Raw genomic sequence first — 16,354 nt, forward strand, 5'->3', positions numbered from 1 at the left:
TATAAAACAAACAACCAACGCGGGGTGGAGCAGCCAGGTAGCTCGTCAGGCTCATAACCTGAAGGTCACAGGTTCAAATCCTGTCCCCGCAACCAAATCTGCAAAACATATCAATGGCTTAGAACCCGACGCAAACCGTCGGGTTTTGTGCGTTGCAATCCATGTCAACGCCATGTCAACGTTTTGAGAGTCGACCCCGACCCAAGGGCCGTAATCACCGACAATCACCCAAGCCCGGCAACACCCGATGACATGCGCAGGTATGGAGCCGGATTCTTGGGGGCAGGTCACCCTTGCCGACCATTCCCCTCGCTTGGCAACGCCGCTCTGCTTGTGGCATGAAGGGCCATGATCGAGTTCCGCCCACTCCCTGATGACCATCCCGATCTCGCGCATTCGCCCATGCTGCGCGCAGCGCTTTTGACCCTGCAATACGCGCAGGAACACGGCTCGATCGGCCTGACCAAAACCAAGGCATTTAAGCGGGTCTTCGTCCATTGGGCCGTCGAGCACTTCGGCTGGCCGGGCCAAAGCGCCGAGGAAATGTTCCGCTACAACAAGGTCATCAACGAATACGAATTCCCGCCGCTCGAGGTGCTGCATTATCTGCTGGTCTCTCTCCGCCTGGGGCGGCACTACAAGGGTGAATTCCGGCTAACCAAGCGGGGCGCCGAGCTGGCCCAGTCTCCAGGCCACCTGTTCGCCGAACTGATCCCCCACTTCGTCCTGCGCATCGAGCATTCCTCCTACCAGCGCTTCGATGACCGCCCCTTTGGGAAATGGGACGTCTGGATGAACGTCATCAATGTCGAGGCCGACCACGGCACGACCGAGGCTGCCTTGTTCCAGGCTTTCTACGGCGAGCCGAAGGATTGGCACACCGCGGGCTGGCGCGAGATGGGCGCATTCTCATGTTGTGTGCTCCAGCCCCTGGAATGGGCGGGCCTACTCGTGCAGACGAGTGAAAAAATCGATCACGTACCTGTGCGCCATGTCTTCAAGACCCCGCTCTGGCGCAGCGCGCTGAAACTTGATACCGATGACATGCTCCGGCCGATATCGGTACAATAGCGGCTTTGCACCGGCGCGAAGATGCTGATGTGTGTTGGCCGAGATCTGCGAATAAGCTAAGCACCATGATCCTGACAGAGTGACCTGCCCCCCAGAAACCGGACCATTTGAAAGGAGAGTTTGTTCTTGTAACGTTCGTCAGAACAAGGAGAACAGACGATGCGCAAATCACGTTTCACCGAAGAGCAGATTGTGGGGATCCTGCAAGAGTATGCGGCCGGGGCGAAGGTCTCGGAGCTGTGCCGCAAGCACGGCATGTCGGACAAGACCCTTTATAAGTGGAAGAGCAAGTATGGCGGGCTGCAAGTTTCAGAGTTGCGCCGCCTGAAGGACCTCGAAGCCGAGAATGCCGAGCTGAAGCGCCTTCTGGCTGATGCCATGCTCGACAATGCGGGTCTGAAAGGGCTGTGCTGGCAAAAAACTTCTGACGCCTGCGCACCGCCGCGACGCAGTGAAGAAACTGATGGATGACCATCAGTTCACGGAGCGGCGGGCGTGCAGGCTGGTCGGGATTTCGCGGTCGAGCCTGGCTTATCAAGCTCGGCCAGACCGCCACGCGCGGCTGAGAGAACGCCTGATCACCCTGTCAGGCAAACACAGGAGGTATGGCTATCGCATGCTGCACGCAAAGCTCGTTCGGGAGAACTTCCGCGTGAATGTGAAGGTGGTCGAACGCATCTACCGCGAAGAACGGCTGTGGCTGCGCCGCACCAAGCGCAAGAAGATCCCGCGCGAGGGGCGTGAAGGGGCCTGGTGCCCGATTGCGCCCAACCAGCGCTGGTCGCTCGACTTCACCAGCGACGCGCTGGCCAATGGCCGCAAGTTCCGCAGGGCCAATCTGAAAGACGACTGCACGCGCGAATGTCCGGCCATCGAGGTGGACTTCTCGTTGCCGGGAGAGCGGGTGGTCGAGATGTTGGAACGCGTGGCCCGCGAGAGGGGATACCCCGATATCCTGGTCGTCGATAACGGCCCGGAACTGCGCGGGCGGGCGCTGGATGGATGGGCCGATGATCACGGCGTCCAGCTTTATTTCATCGACCCCGGCAAACCGACCCAGAACGCCTACATCGAAAGCTTCAACGGGCGATACCGCGAGGAATGCCTGAACCAGCACTGGTTCACCAGCATCGGCGAAGCCCGCGAAATCATCGAGGAATGGAGGATCGACTACAACACAGAGCGCCCGCACAGCAGCCTGAAGTATCAAACACCGGAGGAATTCGCAGCCGCGAGACCCTTCTGCAAAACGCAATGGGCGCAGCCGCTTGAGCTACGTGATGGCTCCGCGCCTGCGCCCATTGCTCACGCCGCCGAATGATGGCACACAAAAGAAGAACAGACTCGACTTACGAGTGGCCCTGAAAACGGGGGCAGGTCAAGAGTTCTGGCCGAATCCCATAGCTGACCGTCATGCAGCGCGCAGCATTTGTTGCGCCATCGGCGTGGAGGGCGGCTTACTGACATTCTCTGCGTGTGCAAATTGATCGGACGCAGACCGTCAAAGCGGACCTTGATGAGAATTCTCCGGTGGCCCAAAATACCGGTACTTCCATCGGTCCAACGAAAGACTGGAGAGAATTCAGACTCGAACAAGCATCTGACAGATGTCTTCAAATTGTCGCGTCTACACTTAATTATCCGCTTTCTCTTGCAGAAAGACGTACCCCCAATAGACGGCTTTTCTCGCTATCATCGGTAAGCCGCAGCTTTGTATAGTCGTCGATCTGCATCGAGCCTAGATGGTTATGAGGCAAAGCACCTGAATTTAGGCAACAAATGTACTGAAAGCCTTCATTCTCCGCTTCTTCTCTCGCGAGTTGGAGCGCAAGACCGTATTGGCGCGGATCAACATCAGCGAACAAAGAGCTATCGTGAATGAGCGTTTTGAAAGGCGATCCCCGCTTAGCTCTGAGTGTTGCAATCATGAGATCAAAACAGAAAACGACCATCTGTTCGACACCGTCACTACCCTCACGTTCAATAGTGATGTGGAACCTATACCCATTCGTGGCAACATCGATGGCGAGCTTTGCCGCCGTGCCATATAGATGCTTTGTGTACCGCGCGAAGAGCGCACGAGCTTCATCAACCGCCTGCTGGCGGTCTTCTAGATCGCTCTTTAGAAGAGTCCGAAGATCTGAGATATTCCGTGTCTGCTCGTCCTTGCGGCGATCAAACTTCTTTCTTTCCTCAATCCTGCCCTTGAGAGCTTCTAGCTCTGCGGTGAGCTCAGTTTGCCCTGCCTGCAGCTGAATAAGGGTCTCAAGTGCACCTGACTTGTTAAGCAGCTGAAGTATTTCTGATTTTCGGCTTGTGAGACCACGGATTTCGGCGGTTCGGTCTCGTACTTCGCTCTTCAGTCGCGAGATTTCGCCATCAAGAAAGGCCTTTCGATTGCGGTAAACTTGCCCATGAAATTCCGAGACATCCTTAATCGTCCTAAGAGCGGACTCTTGGAACACCGCGCCAGCGTTCCGCAGGATTTCTAGTGGTCTGTTTGGATCGGCCTCTGGCGTCTCCTGCGCACTTTCAACGTAATGCCGCAAGAGCTGATTATCAGAATGGTTCTCGTTAATCAGATCGTGCAGCCGCGTATCGGTATCGTAGAGACTTTTTTCAAGATCGGCATAGTCATCTCTGACATTGAAGTTTTCCGCTTCTACCTGCTTTCTTTCAAGCTCTTGTTCTAAAACAACCCTTTGCGCCTCCATATCGCCAATGGTCTCGGCACCGATATCTTCAGCGTCTTTGATGACATTGATGGCCTTGGTGATTGAGGAGCGTTTGTCGATGCAATCTAGGAGCTGCCGCTGAACCTGCCAATTCAGCCCGAGCATATAGGAAATGCTTACCTGCTTCTGGCGTCCACTTTGTCCCTGGAACACCTGACGAGGATCGGTGAATGCCGCTTTGCCGACCCGCATATAGTAGTAGCTGAGCTCTCGAAAAGTTGGCGAGAGCAGGTCAACGCTCCCGTCTTCTAGTCTCTTTCTGGTAAGAAAACGCCTAGTAAGAGCGGCGGTCCAGTCGGCCAGGCTGACTGTCCATGCAGCGCCGTTTTTCTCAATTGGCTCGGTGCCAACGCCTTCGAAAAAGCTTGCTGATGCAATAACCTTTTCGCCCTTATCTGCTGTGCTACGTCTTACTTCAATTTCTTGGTCCCCGTACGCAAATCGCATCAAGAATTCTACATCCCGAAGGTCGGGATGGCTTAGAACCTTGTCGCGCGACAGATCGCTTCCAAGGCAGTAATGGATAATTCGGATGAGCGTGGTTTTACCAAGACCATTGGTGCTTTCAGTATCGGAAGCGTCCTCAGCCTGATCAGCTAGAACGATGTTCATCCCATGGGCAAACTGAACTGATCTGAAATCAGGTAAGCTGGAGCCAACGAAGGTAATCACGCCTCGCCTCGCTCGGACGTAAGAATGATAACGCCTTCCTCAAAATCCAGCAGGCCCGCAGCAAAGCCCAGAGCAAGGGCATCAGCAAACCGGTCAAAAGTCCGAATGCGCTGATCGCCAGAGAGTTTGTTCCATAGCGAAGATACCGTGTCATTTGCGCTAAGCTTGTCGATGACCAAAGCTGTCAGGCCAATCAGTGAATGATCAACGGGGACATATTTGTTTGGCAGCGTGCTCATCTTCCACTCTCAAACACTTCGCATAAAATAAATAGATGCGAGAGCAGACAAAGAGCTGCACCCTGTCGGACAGGATCGGAGTTAAATCCACCCGCCCAAACGTAAAGGGCGTCAAATAGATCATCACCGCGCATACCATCAGCGTAAAACTCGTCATACTTGGCGCGAAAACCTGCGCTCAGACGGTGAGGGAACAGATCGTCGAGCTGCGCCGCATTCCTGAGGGAAAGCTCCACATCATGAGATTTTGCAGCTCCCATCTTCAGCAGATGAGCGGTTCTGTTGCTCAGTTCGTTCTTTTGGATTTTTTGCGCAGGCGGTAGTGGGATGCTCGGACTACCGTTTGGGCTGGCGTCGGTAGCCATCACGGCCTTAGCCGCCACCTCAAGCTCGCTGTACCCGACATCAGAGACCTTGGCAGCCAAACCATCGCTGAACTTGCGCTCATGAGTTTGCTTCCAGCGCAGCAGGTCTTGCGCGGGGTACGTCTCATGCTGGGTGTCGACGACCGTGTGATGCGTGGGACAGAGTAAAAGCAGGTTAGAGTGATGGTTGCGCTCAGCCTCAGTGAGCCCCTTCTTCCCCCTCGGACCATCATCACTGAGGGCGTAGATATGCGAGATTTGCGCGATAACGGCCTCATCAGATTCAGCGGTCGATGCAGCGATAACCCGCTGGGAACAAGATGGTTCAGCGCACTCGTTACCTGACATGCCAAAGAGGATTTTCAGCGTTGTCTTCGAGTAGTTGCGCGAAAACTTTTTTGTGGCTGATCCTGCCCCTCCCATGCGCTACCCTCTACAATATCTTGTTGTTACCCGCAATGAATGGTTGGTATATTGTGCGCAAGCGCGACTGCTTCTAAAACGAATATCAACCAGCCACCGGGTTGGCAAGATGTACGCATCCAAGGACGTTTCGTTGGCCTCGTTCCACCTTTGACAAGGTGAAGTATCCAATTCGCGTAGGGTTGGTCGAAGAGATGATCCCAAGGCAAGGGCAGCTATGAAATCCTCAGCTTCTGGTCCCGATGAAGTCGTCTCCATGACTTGGTATTGGAGTAGCGGGACGCTCACCTGAGACACCCTGCTAGTGCTAGTCGAAGCCCTGGGAATTCGAACGGCAGCGTCGGCTGCGACCTGTGAGTTCTTCCGATCACTTAAATTGCTGCCGCAATGAATGTCCGGTCTCACTGGCCGCGCCGCGGCGACGATTGGGTAGGATGAATGGCAGCTCTGAGCCGGGTGCTTTGATTGTTGGGCCAATCCTTCCGTTTGCTAGATGACGGTCTGCATTCGTTGCGCTAGTTTGTCGTCATGCATTTCGCCTTCTATGACCTTGAAACCACCGGCATCTCGCCCGCCTTCGACCAGCCCCTGCAATTCGCGGCCATCCTGACAGATGCTGAATTCAGGGAGATTGAGCGGGTCAATCTGCGTTGCCGCATCGCGCCGCACATCATCCCGTCGCCTTGGGCACTGGCTGTCACCGGCGTGCGCCCCGTGCAGTTGGTGGATCCGGCGCTGCCAACGCTATTTGAGTTCACGCAGGAGATCAGCGCATTGATCGAGCGCTGGTCGCCAGCGATCTGGACCGGGTTCAACAGCATCCGATTCGACGAGGAGATTCTCCGCCAGGCATTCTACCAGAACCTGCAGCCTGACATTTTCGCCACCCAGTTCAACGGCACCACGCGCTTCGATGTGCTGACGGCGCTTTACGCCGTGTGGCACCGCCAGCCCGACCTGTTCGAGTGGCCTGTCGACGAAACCGGCCGGGTGCGCTTCAAGCTGGACCGCATTGCACCCCTGAATGGCTTTGTCGCGCATACTGCCCATGATGCGCTCGGCGACGTCGAGGCGACCATCCACATCGCGCGACAGATCGCCCAACGCGGACCAGAGCTCTGGTCAGAACTGCTCGCCAACCGTGACAAGGGTAATGTCCAGGCTAGCCTTGCGACCTTCCAGCCGATGGCGCTGGTCGAGCGGTTCGGGGGTGGCCCGCCGCGCGCGACAATCGGCTGTTTCTGCGGAAACTCGACAAGCAATCCCAATCAGGCGGCTTTCTTCGATCTGGATGCTGCTGATCCGGCAAATCTGTTGATGGCCGATGATGCGGCGGTCTTCGCGGCAGTCGATGCCACACCGAAGCTCATCCGCTCTGTGACGATTAACAAGTCGCCTGCATTGCTGTCCGTTGCCGCGCCCAGCGCCGCGCAGTTGCGCCGTGCCGAAATGATCGCAAATGCGCCTGAGTTCCGCGCGCGGGTGGGGCAGGCGCTGGCCGCGCGCTTCCCTGAAGATCCTGATGCACCCACGCCTCCGGTCGAAAAGCAGATATATGGCGACTTCTATAGCCATGCCGACAAGGCGCTGCTCGCGGAGTTCCAGCGGGTGGACTGGCCAAGGCGTCAGGAGATTGTTGCGTCGCTCTCTGATGCCCGTTTGCGCCAGCTCGGACGTCGCCTTGTGGCGTTCTACGCACCTGAGCTGCTCTCAGTCGAAGAAGGTAAACAATTCGAAGCATGGCTCCGGGAGCGCTGGTCGGTGCCTGCATCGGATACTGTCGAATGGACTGGCCTTGCCAAAGCTTATCAGGCTTTGGCTGATATGCGCATCAAGGAAGCTGCAAGCCCGGAAGCGATTGACGAGATCGCGGTCTATCTGAAACGTTTCGAAGCGTGAATGTGGCTTGAGCGGTGTGGCGGACCATGCCAGCCGCCGCAGAGAGCAACACATCAGAAGCGACATTGCGGGTAGTGCCCACCGCCTGAAGTTGTTGTATCGTCAGAGAGTTGACTTGATTGCAATGAAATCGCTGCTTACCATGTGCACAGTACAGGAGGGCGCCATGGCCAGCATCACCATCAGGAACCTTGACGATTCCATCAAGCGTCGGTTGCGCATTCGCGCGGCTGAGCATGGACGCTCCATGGAAGAGGAAGCACGCGATATCCTGCGCCAGGTGGTGGGGGAGGGGCGTCCGGCGCATAACCTTGCCGCTTCGATCCGCGCACGCGTCGCCCCCACCGGCGGGGCTGATCTGGACCTTCCGCCACGTGAACCGATGCGGGAGCCACCCGCGTTTGATCGCCCCTCGAAATGATCATCATTGATACAAATGTCATTTCCGAACTGTTGCGCCCAATCCCCGAAGCCGCAGTCGAGGCGTGGCTGGGCGAACAGGATGGCCTCAGCATCTATCTGACCGCGATTTCCGAGGCTGAGCTGCGCTATGGCGTTGCCATCATGACCAGTGGCAAACGCCGCGATGGCCTAGGCGTTGCGATTGACCGCATCCTGCGCGATGACATGGCCGGGCGCATTCTGCCCTTCGACAGCGCCGCCGCGCGGGCATATGCGGATATCGCGGCCAGCCGTCGTAGCGCTGGTAAGCCGATTTCACAGGCGGATTGTCAGATTGCCGCCATTGCCCGGGCCCATACCGCCCCGGTTGCCACCCGCAATACGCCCGATTTCGAGGGCTGCGGGATCGAACTGATCAACCCCTGGACTGCCGAATGAACGCCGTTGAAATTGAACAAGCCGTTTCCGAACTTGCCGAGCAGCCGTTTGACTCCGCCGAGTTTCCCTATGCCTTCCTGATCGCCTTCGGCAACAAGGAGACGACGATCAAGCGACTGCGCAGCGGCGCGTCGAACAAATCCGACATCGGCGGCATTCTGCAGACCAATAACATCCACCTCAAAACCTGCGCGCCCGGTGACGTTGCCGAAACACTCAGCGCACTGCGCAGCAGCCCTACCACCACCCGCGCCAAGGCAAAGTTCATCCTCGCCACCGATGGCATCGACCTCGAGGCCGAGGACATCACCAGCGGCGAAACCATAGCCTGCCGCTACACCGATTTCCCGGACCATTTCGGCTTCTTCCTGCCGCTCGCCGGTATCTCCACTGTCAAGCAGATCCGCGAAAGTGCATTTGACATCCGCGCGACCAGCCGCCTCAACCGGCTCTATGTCGAGCTGATCAAGGACAACCCCGACTGGGGCAGCGCCGAGAAGCGCCACGACATGAATCATTTCATGGCGCGGCTGATCTTTTGCTTCTTCGCCGAAGACACCGACATCTTCGTCAGCGACAACCTGTTCACCGCCACCATTGACCAGATGGCGAACCGCGACGGGTCGAACACGCACGAAGTGATCGGCGAGATTTTCCGCGCGATGAACACCCCCATCCCCAAACGCGCCGAGGCCAAGCTGCCCCGTTGGGCCGATGCCTTTCCCTATGTGAACGGCGGGCTCTTCTCGGGCAGCACCAATGTGCCGCGCTTTTCCAAGATCGCGCAGCGCTACCTGTCCCATATCGGCAGCCTCGACTGGACGCAGATCAACCCCGACATTTTCGGGTCAATGATTCAGGCCGTCGCGGATGAGGAGGAACGCTCGGTCCTCGGGATGCACTACACCTCGGTGCCGAACATCCTGAAGGTGCTGAATCCGCTCTTCCTCGATGATCTGCGGGCAGAGCTGGAGGCGGCTGGCGACAACGCGCGCAAGCTGGCCAATCTGCGCGCCCGCATGGCCAAGATCCGCGTGTTCGATCCCGCCTGCGGGTCGGGCAACTTCCTTGTCATCGCCTACAAGGAAATGCGCGCGCTGGAATATGAGATCAACAAGCGCCGGGGCGAGCCGCAGCGGCGCACCGACATTCCCCTGACCAACTATCGCGGGATCGAGCTGCGGGATTTCTCGGCCGAGATCGCGCGGCTGGCGCTGATCATCGCGGAATACCAATGCGACGTGACCTATCGCGGCCAGAAAGAGGCGCTGGCGGAATTCCTGCCGCTGGACGCGCAGAACTGGATCACTTGCGGCAACGCCCTGCGGCTGGACTGGCTGTCGGTCTGCCCGCCCACGGGGACGGGGGTGAAGTTTCAGGCCGATGACCTGTTCATGTCGCCGCTGGATCAGGCGCAGATCGACTTCGCGAATGAGGGGGGCGAGACGTATATCTGCGGGAACCCGCCTTATCTGGGCTCCAAATGGCAAAGCACGGAACAGAAAGAAGACCTCGGGCGCATCTTTGATGGGCGCATCAACGGCTGGAAATCGCTCGACTATGTCGCTGGCTGGTTCATGAAGGCTGCGGATTACGGGCTGCATACGCCCACGGTGTCGGCCTTTGTGTCCACAAATTCGATCTCTCAGGGAAGCCAAGTTCCAATCTTGTGGCCGCTGATTTTCAAAACAGGGCACGAGATCGCCTTTGCCCATACAAACTTCAAATGGGCAAATCTGGCCAGCCACAATGCCGGTGTGACAGTAGTAATTGTCGGCATCTCAAAAAAACCATCCCTACCAAAAAGGCTCTTCTCCGTCGGTTTGGGCGGTGAGACAATCGTCAAGGATACAGACGTCATTAATGCCTACCTCATTGGTGGTGCGGATGTAATTGTGCAGCCTTCCAATAAGCACATCTCGGGTCTACCCGAGATGGCGCGCGGCAACTCTCCAACCGATGGTGGGCACCTAATATTGGAACAAGCTGAGGTTTTTGGGAGTGACTTTGCGAAATCTGGTCACGATAAATTCATCAAGCCCTTCATCGGCTCACGTGAGTTGATCAACGGCCAAATGCGTTACTGCATATGGATCCCCGACGATGATGTTCGAGAAGCTGAGAGCCATCCAGAAATCGAACGACGCATTGAAAAAGTTCGGGAGTTCAGGCTGAATAGCCAGAAAGCGGCAACCGTAAAGGCAGCAAACTGGCCTCATCGTTTTGATGAGCGTAAGCCACTTCCAGAAACAAGCATTCTCTGCGTCCCTGTGATAAGCTCGGAAAATCGGCCATATTTGCCAGTAGGGTTGATGCCCGCAGGAACCGTAGTCTCGAATAAAGCCTTTACAATGTCGGCGTCCGATCTGTGGCTCTTTGCAGTCATCTGCTCTCGCTTGAACGTTACGTGGGTGGGTGCAGTTTGTGCGAGAATGCGAACCGACTTTTCCTACACAAACACCCTCGGCTGGAACACCTTCCCCGTCCCCAAGCTGACCGAAAAAAACCGCGCCGACCTGACAGCGGCGGCGGAAGGCATCCTTCTCGCCCGCGAGGCGCATTTCCCCGCCACCATCGCCGACCTCTACGACCCCGAGAAAATGCCCGCCAACCTCCGCGCCGCGCATGACCACAACGACGAAATTCTGGAACGCATCTACATCGGCCGCCGCTTCCGCAACGACACCGAACGGCTGGAAAAGCTGTTCGAGATGTATACGAAGATGACGACGAAGGTGAGCGCATGACCACCAATGACTTTATGCCAATCGAAAGGTTCTACGCGCTCAAATCGACGTTTGAGCGGATTTGGGGTAAAGATACCTACCTCGAGCTGAAGCATTGCTCCGATCTGAAGGTCTGGAAGAAATACTGTGAGAGAACCCTCCGGGTGACCGAAATGGCAGCGGCCGAGACTGTTCGCATAGCCGATGATGAATGGCACAAAGGTCTATCGGAGATCATCCAACATGGGATCAGGGGCGTGAAGGCCGCAAAGAGTTTTGACGAACTTTTCCAATATTTTGCTGCGGCCTATACAGAAGTTTCATTTCACCAAATGGGGTTTATGCCAAGCGTCCATCTTGCAACCCGTTCGCAGCTTCGGAAGGGTACTTGGTGCTTAGATCGATATCGGTCGGTCCAGTATGTCCAGAATGCAGATCAAAAGGCACATCTTGCAAAGCGGTTGCAAGGTCGCAAGAAGCAGGCCGATCCTGATGGGGCTTAAGAATTATCAGATTTTGTTGCAGATGGCGGTATGTGACATGGCTCGTTGCCCAGGAACCTTTCGCGAGCGGCTTCTGCTGGCTTGGGTCAACTACATATATAAATTTAATTGGGTAGAGCTGGAAGCAATGTTGATACCCGAAGACCTTCCTGTTTTCCAGGAATTCAAGAAACGTATGGTTGATGACTTGCACGCAGCAATTGATTCTAAACGCAAGCTGCTTCATGAGCAATTCAAGGATGATCCCAGCTCGCTTTCAGATGAACAGATCGCGAAATATGCGAATGCTGAGACAGTAATCCTCGCCATGAGCGGACAACGAGCAAAGCGCTCGGTTGACGCCATAGTTGAAATGTATGCCGCTGTTGTCGCCACAGTGGATTATGTAGCAGTATTCCCAGTTCAAGGTGCAAATGGAGGTGAGGCTTGATGATGCAGAATGTTCCCTCCGTCTCGGTCAAATACGCCGCCAATGGCAGCTCGACCAAGTCGAACGAGCTGGGCATGCGCGCGATGCAGGAACGCGCCTATGAGAAGCGGGGTGAGCAATACCTGCTGATCAAGTCGCCCCCGGCCTCGGGCAAGAGCCGCGCTCTGATGTTCATCGCGCTCGACAAGCTGCACAATCAGGGCCTGCGTCAGGCCATCGTGGTGGTGCCGGAAAAATCTATCGGGTCCAGCTTCAACGACGAGCCGCTGAGCAAACATGGCTTCTGGGCCGATTGGACCGTTCAGCCGCAGTGGAACCTGTGCAATGCGCCCGGTGGCGATGACGGCAAGGTCGGCGCCGTGGGCAAGTTCCTGGCCAGCGACGACAAGGTGCTGGTCTGTACCCACGCGACCTTTCGCTTCGCCGTCGACAAGCTCGGGATCGAGGCCTTTGATGATCGCCTGATCGCGGTGGACGAGTTCCACCATGTCTCGGCCAACCCCGACAACAAGCTGGGCGCGCATCTGGGCGCGCTGGTCGCCCGCGATAAGGTGCATCTGGTGGCGATGACCGGATCGTACTTTCGTGGTGACGCCGAGGCCGTTTTGTCGCCCGAGGATGAGGCAAAGTTCGACACGGTCACCTACACCTATTACGAGCAGCTGAACGGCTACAAATACCTCAAGTCGCTCGACATCGGGTATTTCTTTTATTCCGGGTCCTATGCGGACGACATCCTCAAGGTGCTGGACCCGACCGAGAAGACGATCCTGCACATCCCGAACGTGAATTCGCGCGAAAGCACCAAGGACAAGCATCGCGAGGTCGAGCACATCATTGATGCCTTGGGCGACTGGCAGGGCACCGACCCCGTCACCGGGTTTCAACTGGTCAAGACGCCCGAGGGGCGTGTGCTGCGCATCGCCGATCTGGTGGATGATGAACCGGCCAAGCGCGACAAGGTCTCCGCTGCGCTGAAAGATCCTGCGCAGAAGAACAACCGCGATCATGTCGACATCATCATTGCCTTGGGCATGGCGAAGGAAGGGTTCGACTGGATCTGGTGCGAACACGCCCTGACGGTCGGTTATCGCGCCAGCCTGACCGAGATCGTGCAGATCATCGGCCGCGCCACCCGCGACGCCGAGGGCAAGACGCGCGCGCGCTTCACGAACCTGATCGCCGAGCCTGACGCCGCAGCTGAAGCGGTGACCGAGGCCGTGAACGACACGCTGAAAGCGATCGCTGCGAGCCTGCTGATGGAGCAGGTGCTGGCCCCACGTTTCAACTTCACGCCCAAGACCGTCAAAAGCGGCCCCGTCGAGGGGTTCGATTATGGCGAGGGCGGCTATGATCCCAATAAGGAGAACGTCGGCTTCAACGAGGTCAGCGGTCAATTCCAGATCGAGATCAAGGGACTGGTCGAACCCAAGAGCAAAGAAGCCAAGCGCATTTGTCAGGAAGACCTGAACGAAGTCATCACAGCTTTCGTTCAGGACAAGACCACGATCGAGCGAGGGCTATTTGATGAGGAACTGGTCCCCGAAGAGCTGACCCAAGTGCGCATGGGCAAGATTGTCGGTGCCAGATTTCCAGAACTCGATGCGGAAGATCAGGAAGCCGTACGCCAGCATGCCGTCGCCGCGCTGAATCTGACACAGAAGGCCAAGCAAATCGCGCTGACAGGCGGTGATGACGGCGAAGTATCCGCCAATACAGCGCTGATCGATGGGGTGCGCAAATTCGCCATGGATGTGCGCGAGTTGGATATCGATCTGATCGACCGGATCAACCCGTTCGGGGAAGCCTATGCGATCCTGGCAAAAACCATGAGCGAGGAAAGCCTCAGGCAAGTGGCCGCAGTGATTTCTGCCAAGAAAGTGCAGCTCACGCCCGAAGAGGCGCGCGCGCTGGCGAAACGTGCCGCCGCCTTCAAGCTCGAACGGGGGCGCTTGCCGTCGATCACATCGGCTGATCCATGGGAGAAGAAAATGGCCGAAGGGGTGGCCTATCTTGTGCGCATGAAACAGGAGGCCGCCAATGGCTAACGGCTTCACCGATGAAGATGACGCATTGCTGGCCGAGCTGGGCGTCGAGGTTGAGACGAAAAAGCACGTTTCCCGCACTCCGCGTGAAGAGCGGATCATCGCGGGGTTTGAAGAGATCCAGCGTTTTGTCGATGAACACGGGCGCCGGCCGCAGCATGGTGAAGACAGAGATATCTTCGAGCGCCTGTATGCCGTGCGTCTCGACCGGATCAGCGAGTCAAATGAATGCCGTGATCTGATTGAGCCCATGGATCGTCAGGGACTGCTGAGTGGCGCAGCGCTCGCGGCGACAGATGATACGGATGAACTGGACGACGACGCGCTCCTGGACGCGCTCGGGATCGCGGTTGAAGCGCCCGCGATCACAGAACTGAAGCATGTCCGCTCAACGGCAGAAAAGAAGGCCGCGGAAGAGATCGCGAACCGCGACCGCTGTGAGGATTTCGCGCGTTTCAAGCCATTATTCGAGCAAGTGCAAAAGGAACTCGACACCGGTCTGCGCGAGGCACGGAAATTCGAGCTGAAATCGGAAATCGCACCGGGCCGTTTTTTCATCGTGGGTGGCCAGAAAGCCTATGTCGCCGAAATGGGAGAAGTGAAACTCACGGATCAGGGGCGCACAGATGCGCGGCTGCGGGTGATCTTCGACAACGGAACCGAAAGCAATATGCTGATGCGGTCCCTGCAGCGGGCACTGAACGCTGATGGCGATGCCGGGCGACGCATATCCGAGCCGCATGCAGGGCCGCTCTTCTCAGACCGGACGATAGACGGCGATGAGGCCAGCGGCACCATCTATGTCCTGCGCAGCAAATCCGATCATCCACTGGTGGCCGAGAACCGCGATCTGGTTCACAAGATCGGTGTAACCAATATGAGCGTGGAAAAGCGCATAGCGGGGGCGCATTTGCAGCCGACATTCCTGATGGCCAATGTCGAGATTGTCGCAACCTATGAGCTCTACAACATCAACCGCACCCGCCTGGAGAACCTGATCCATCGCATCTTTGAACCAGCGCGACTCGATATCGAAATCATGGACCGCTTTGGCCGGCCCTTCGTACCGAAGGAGTGGTTTCTGGTGCCGCTCTTCGCCATCAACGATGCTGTCGAAAAGATCAAGGACGGCACGATTGCCAGTTATGCCTACGATCCGGCTCAGGCGCAATTCATCCGCCGATCAGGGGGCGCATAATGGCTTTTCGTTTCTGGCGGCGCGTTCGCCTTGCCCCGGGTGTCACGCTGAACCTGTCGAAATCGAATGCATCGCTGTCGTTTGGGCCACGCGGCGCGAAATACACCATCAGTCCACGGGGCAATCGGGCGACAGCGGGCCTGCCTGGGACGGGTCTGTTCTACACAGTTCATGACCGCAACCGCGCCGGGCGGGGTGGGGCGGCACCAGCACCATCCGTGCCGCAGCGCGACCGGCTGAAGCTGGGGTTCTTCCAGCGGCTGATAACGCCTGCGGAAGAAAAGCGCTTCATTGACGGCATTCGCGCGCTGAATGAGGGTGATCAGGATGCCGCGCTGGCTGGCCTCGAAGAAGCCCGTGATCTGCCCGATGCCGCCTGGATGGCTGGCATGATCCGGCTCCGGCGCGAGGAACTCGACCACGCAAAAGCGCATTTCGAACACGCGCTGGACCGGTTGGGTGATCTCGGCGCGCTTTTCGGGAAATACGAGATCGCCGCGCAGGCCAGCCTGCCGATCACGTCCGACATCTTCGCCCATGTCTTCCCGCGTGAGCGTGGCACGCGTCTGGCACTGGTGGAGATCGCACAACTTCAGGGCCGCCACGCCGATGCCATGGCCCATGTTGAACGCCTGTTGCAGATCGATGCGACCGATCCGGTGGTGCTGTTGTCCTTTGCAGAACTGGCGCTGGACACCCCGGATGACAGAGCGCTGATGGACCGCGTGGTCCGCGCCACTGTGCATGTCGAGAACGAAACACCCGTTGATACGGCGATCCTGCTATATCGTGGCCGTGCGCTGGCCTCACTTGGCATGCCGGATGCGGCGATTGACGTGTTTACGTTGGCCAACCGCCGCCGCAAGGACCGGCCCGAGGGCTTGTTGCATCAGATCCGCTATGACCGGGCGGTGCTCTACGATCAGGTTGGCCGCAAGGCTCATGCGCGGCGCGAATTCGAGCGTCTATATGCCGAAGACCCTGAATTTGAGGATTTAAGTGCAAAGCTGACGATCAATGCGTGAATTTGCGACGGAGTACTTGTTGCGTGAGTGGTCAGAGTTGCGGCTGGGTCAAGCGCTCTGGACGCCCGAGAGCTTGGACGACCTTGATCGGTCCTTCGCGCAGAACCCAGATGAAGGGGAGGGTACATCTTATGTCAAACGGGGGCAGTAAGTCGTACAGCGCTCTCCCGGTTTCCATTATGG

Annotated in this window: 14 protein-coding genes and 1 tRNA gene; 12 read left to right on the plus strand and 3 right to left on the minus strand. The window is 57.2% G+C overall.

The window, feature by feature from the left end; genetic code table 11:
* Nucleotides 1-18: 18 nt before the first annotated feature.
* The 3 genes from EV660_RS17410 (at nucleotide 19) to EV660_RS17420 (ending at nucleotide 2,392) form a co-directional block, all read left to right on the plus strand.
* Nucleotides 19-95, plus strand: a tRNA-Met gene (locus EV660_RS17410).
* A 253-nt stretch (nucleotides 96-348) separates the two neighbouring features.
* Nucleotides 349-1,071, plus strand: a complete 723-nt coding sequence (locus tag EV660_RS17415) for a hypothetical protein (protein ID WP_071479551.1) — start codon at nucleotides 349-351, stop codon at nucleotides 1,069-1,071.
* Nucleotides 1,072-1,230: 159 nt separating this feature from the next.
* Nucleotides 1,231-2,392 (plus strand): IS3 family transposase gene (locus tag EV660_RS17420; RefSeq protein ID WP_100319111.1). Its coding sequence is split into 2 segments (ribosomal slippage): nucleotides 1,231-1,479 and nucleotides 1,481-2,392, totalling 1,161 coding nucleotides; the frame shifts between segments, so codons are not numbered across the junction.
* A 316-nt stretch (nucleotides 2,393-2,708) separates the two neighbouring features.
* Here the strand turns inward: EV660_RS17420 and EV660_RS17425 are convergent.
* Genes EV660_RS17425 through EV660_RS17435 form a run of 3 tightly spaced genes read right to left on the minus strand, consistent with a single transcriptional unit; the run spans nucleotide 2,709 to nucleotide 5,505 of the window.
* Complete coding sequence (locus EV660_RS17425; RefSeq protein ID WP_071479554.1) at nucleotides 2,709-4,418, minus strand: DUF2326 domain-containing protein; 1,710 nt, start codon at nucleotides 4,416-4,418, stop codon at nucleotides 2,709-2,711.
* Nucleotides 4,419-4,474: 56 nt separating this feature from the next.
* Nucleotides 4,475-4,717: a hypothetical protein gene (locus tag EV660_RS17430; protein ID WP_071479555.1), complete on the minus strand. Its 243-nt coding sequence runs from the start codon at nucleotides 4,715-4,717 to the stop codon at nucleotides 4,475-4,477.
* Entirely contained in the window at nucleotides 4,714-5,505 is a 792-nt protein-coding gene (locus EV660_RS17435; RefSeq protein WP_071479556.1) for an ABC-three component system protein, read from the minus strand. Before EV660_RS17435 ends, EV660_RS17430 begins: the two co-directional genes overlap by 4 nt.
* Nucleotides 5,506-6,033: 528 nt before the next feature.
* Between EV660_RS17435 and EV660_RS17440 the strand changes: the two genes are divergently transcribed.
* The 9 genes from EV660_RS17440 (at nucleotide 6,034) to EV660_RS17480 (ending at nucleotide 16,171) form a co-directional block, all read left to right on the plus strand.
* Entirely contained in the window at nucleotides 6,034-7,404 is a 1,371-nt protein-coding gene (locus tag EV660_RS17440; RefSeq protein ID WP_071479557.1) for an exonuclease domain-containing protein, read from the plus strand.
* Nucleotides 7,405-7,570: 166 nt separating this feature from the next.
* Nucleotides 7,571-7,825 (plus strand): FitA-like ribbon-helix-helix domain-containing protein, encoded by a 255-nt coding sequence (locus EV660_RS17445; RefSeq protein ID WP_071481862.1) that lies wholly within the window; start codon nucleotides 7,571-7,573, stop codon nucleotides 7,823-7,825.
* Complete coding sequence (locus EV660_RS17450; protein WP_071479558.1) at nucleotides 7,822-8,244, plus strand: type II toxin-antitoxin system VapC family toxin; 423 nt, start codon at nucleotides 7,822-7,824, stop codon at nucleotides 8,242-8,244. The genes EV660_RS17445 and EV660_RS17450 overlap by 4 nt, the downstream gene beginning before the upstream one ends.
* Nucleotides 8,241-10,991 (plus strand): class I SAM-dependent DNA methyltransferase, encoded by a 2,751-nt coding sequence (locus tag EV660_RS17455; RefSeq protein ID WP_071479559.1) that lies wholly within the window; start codon nucleotides 8,241-8,243, stop codon nucleotides 10,989-10,991. Before EV660_RS17450 ends, EV660_RS17455 begins: the two co-directional genes overlap by 4 nt.
* On the plus strand, nucleotides 10,988-11,473 hold the full coding sequence (locus EV660_RS17460) for a hypothetical protein (protein WP_071479560.1): 486 nt from the start codon (nucleotides 10,988-10,990) through the stop codon (nucleotides 11,471-11,473). Before EV660_RS17455 ends, EV660_RS17460 begins: the two co-directional genes overlap by 4 nt.
* Entirely contained in the window at nucleotides 11,463-11,903 is a 441-nt protein-coding gene (locus EV660_RS17465; RefSeq protein ID WP_071479561.1) for a hypothetical protein, read from the plus strand. The genes EV660_RS17460 and EV660_RS17465 overlap by 11 nt, the downstream gene beginning before the upstream one ends.
* Nucleotides 11,903-13,951, plus strand: a complete 2,049-nt coding sequence (locus tag EV660_RS17470) for a DEAD/DEAH box helicase (RefSeq protein WP_071479562.1) — start codon at nucleotides 11,903-11,905, stop codon at nucleotides 13,949-13,951. Before EV660_RS17465 ends, EV660_RS17470 begins: the two co-directional genes overlap by 1 nt.
* Complete coding sequence (locus EV660_RS17475) at nucleotides 13,944-15,146, plus strand: GIY-YIG nuclease family protein (RefSeq protein WP_071479563.1); 1,203 nt, start codon at nucleotides 13,944-13,946, stop codon at nucleotides 15,144-15,146. The genes EV660_RS17470 and EV660_RS17475 overlap by 8 nt, the downstream gene beginning before the upstream one ends.
* On the plus strand, nucleotides 15,146-16,171 hold the full coding sequence (locus EV660_RS17480; protein ID WP_071479564.1) for a DUF4236 domain-containing protein: 1,026 nt from the start codon (nucleotides 15,146-15,148) through the stop codon (nucleotides 16,169-16,171). Before EV660_RS17475 ends, EV660_RS17480 begins: the two co-directional genes overlap by 1 nt.
* The last annotated feature ends 183 nt before the right edge of the window (nucleotides 16,172-16,354 follow it).

This window comes from Roseinatronobacter bogoriensis DSM 18756, from assembly GCF_004366635.1.
Taxonomy (GTDB): Bacteria; Pseudomonadota; Alphaproteobacteria; order Rhodobacterales; family Rhodobacteraceae; genus Roseinatronobacter; species Roseinatronobacter bogoriensis.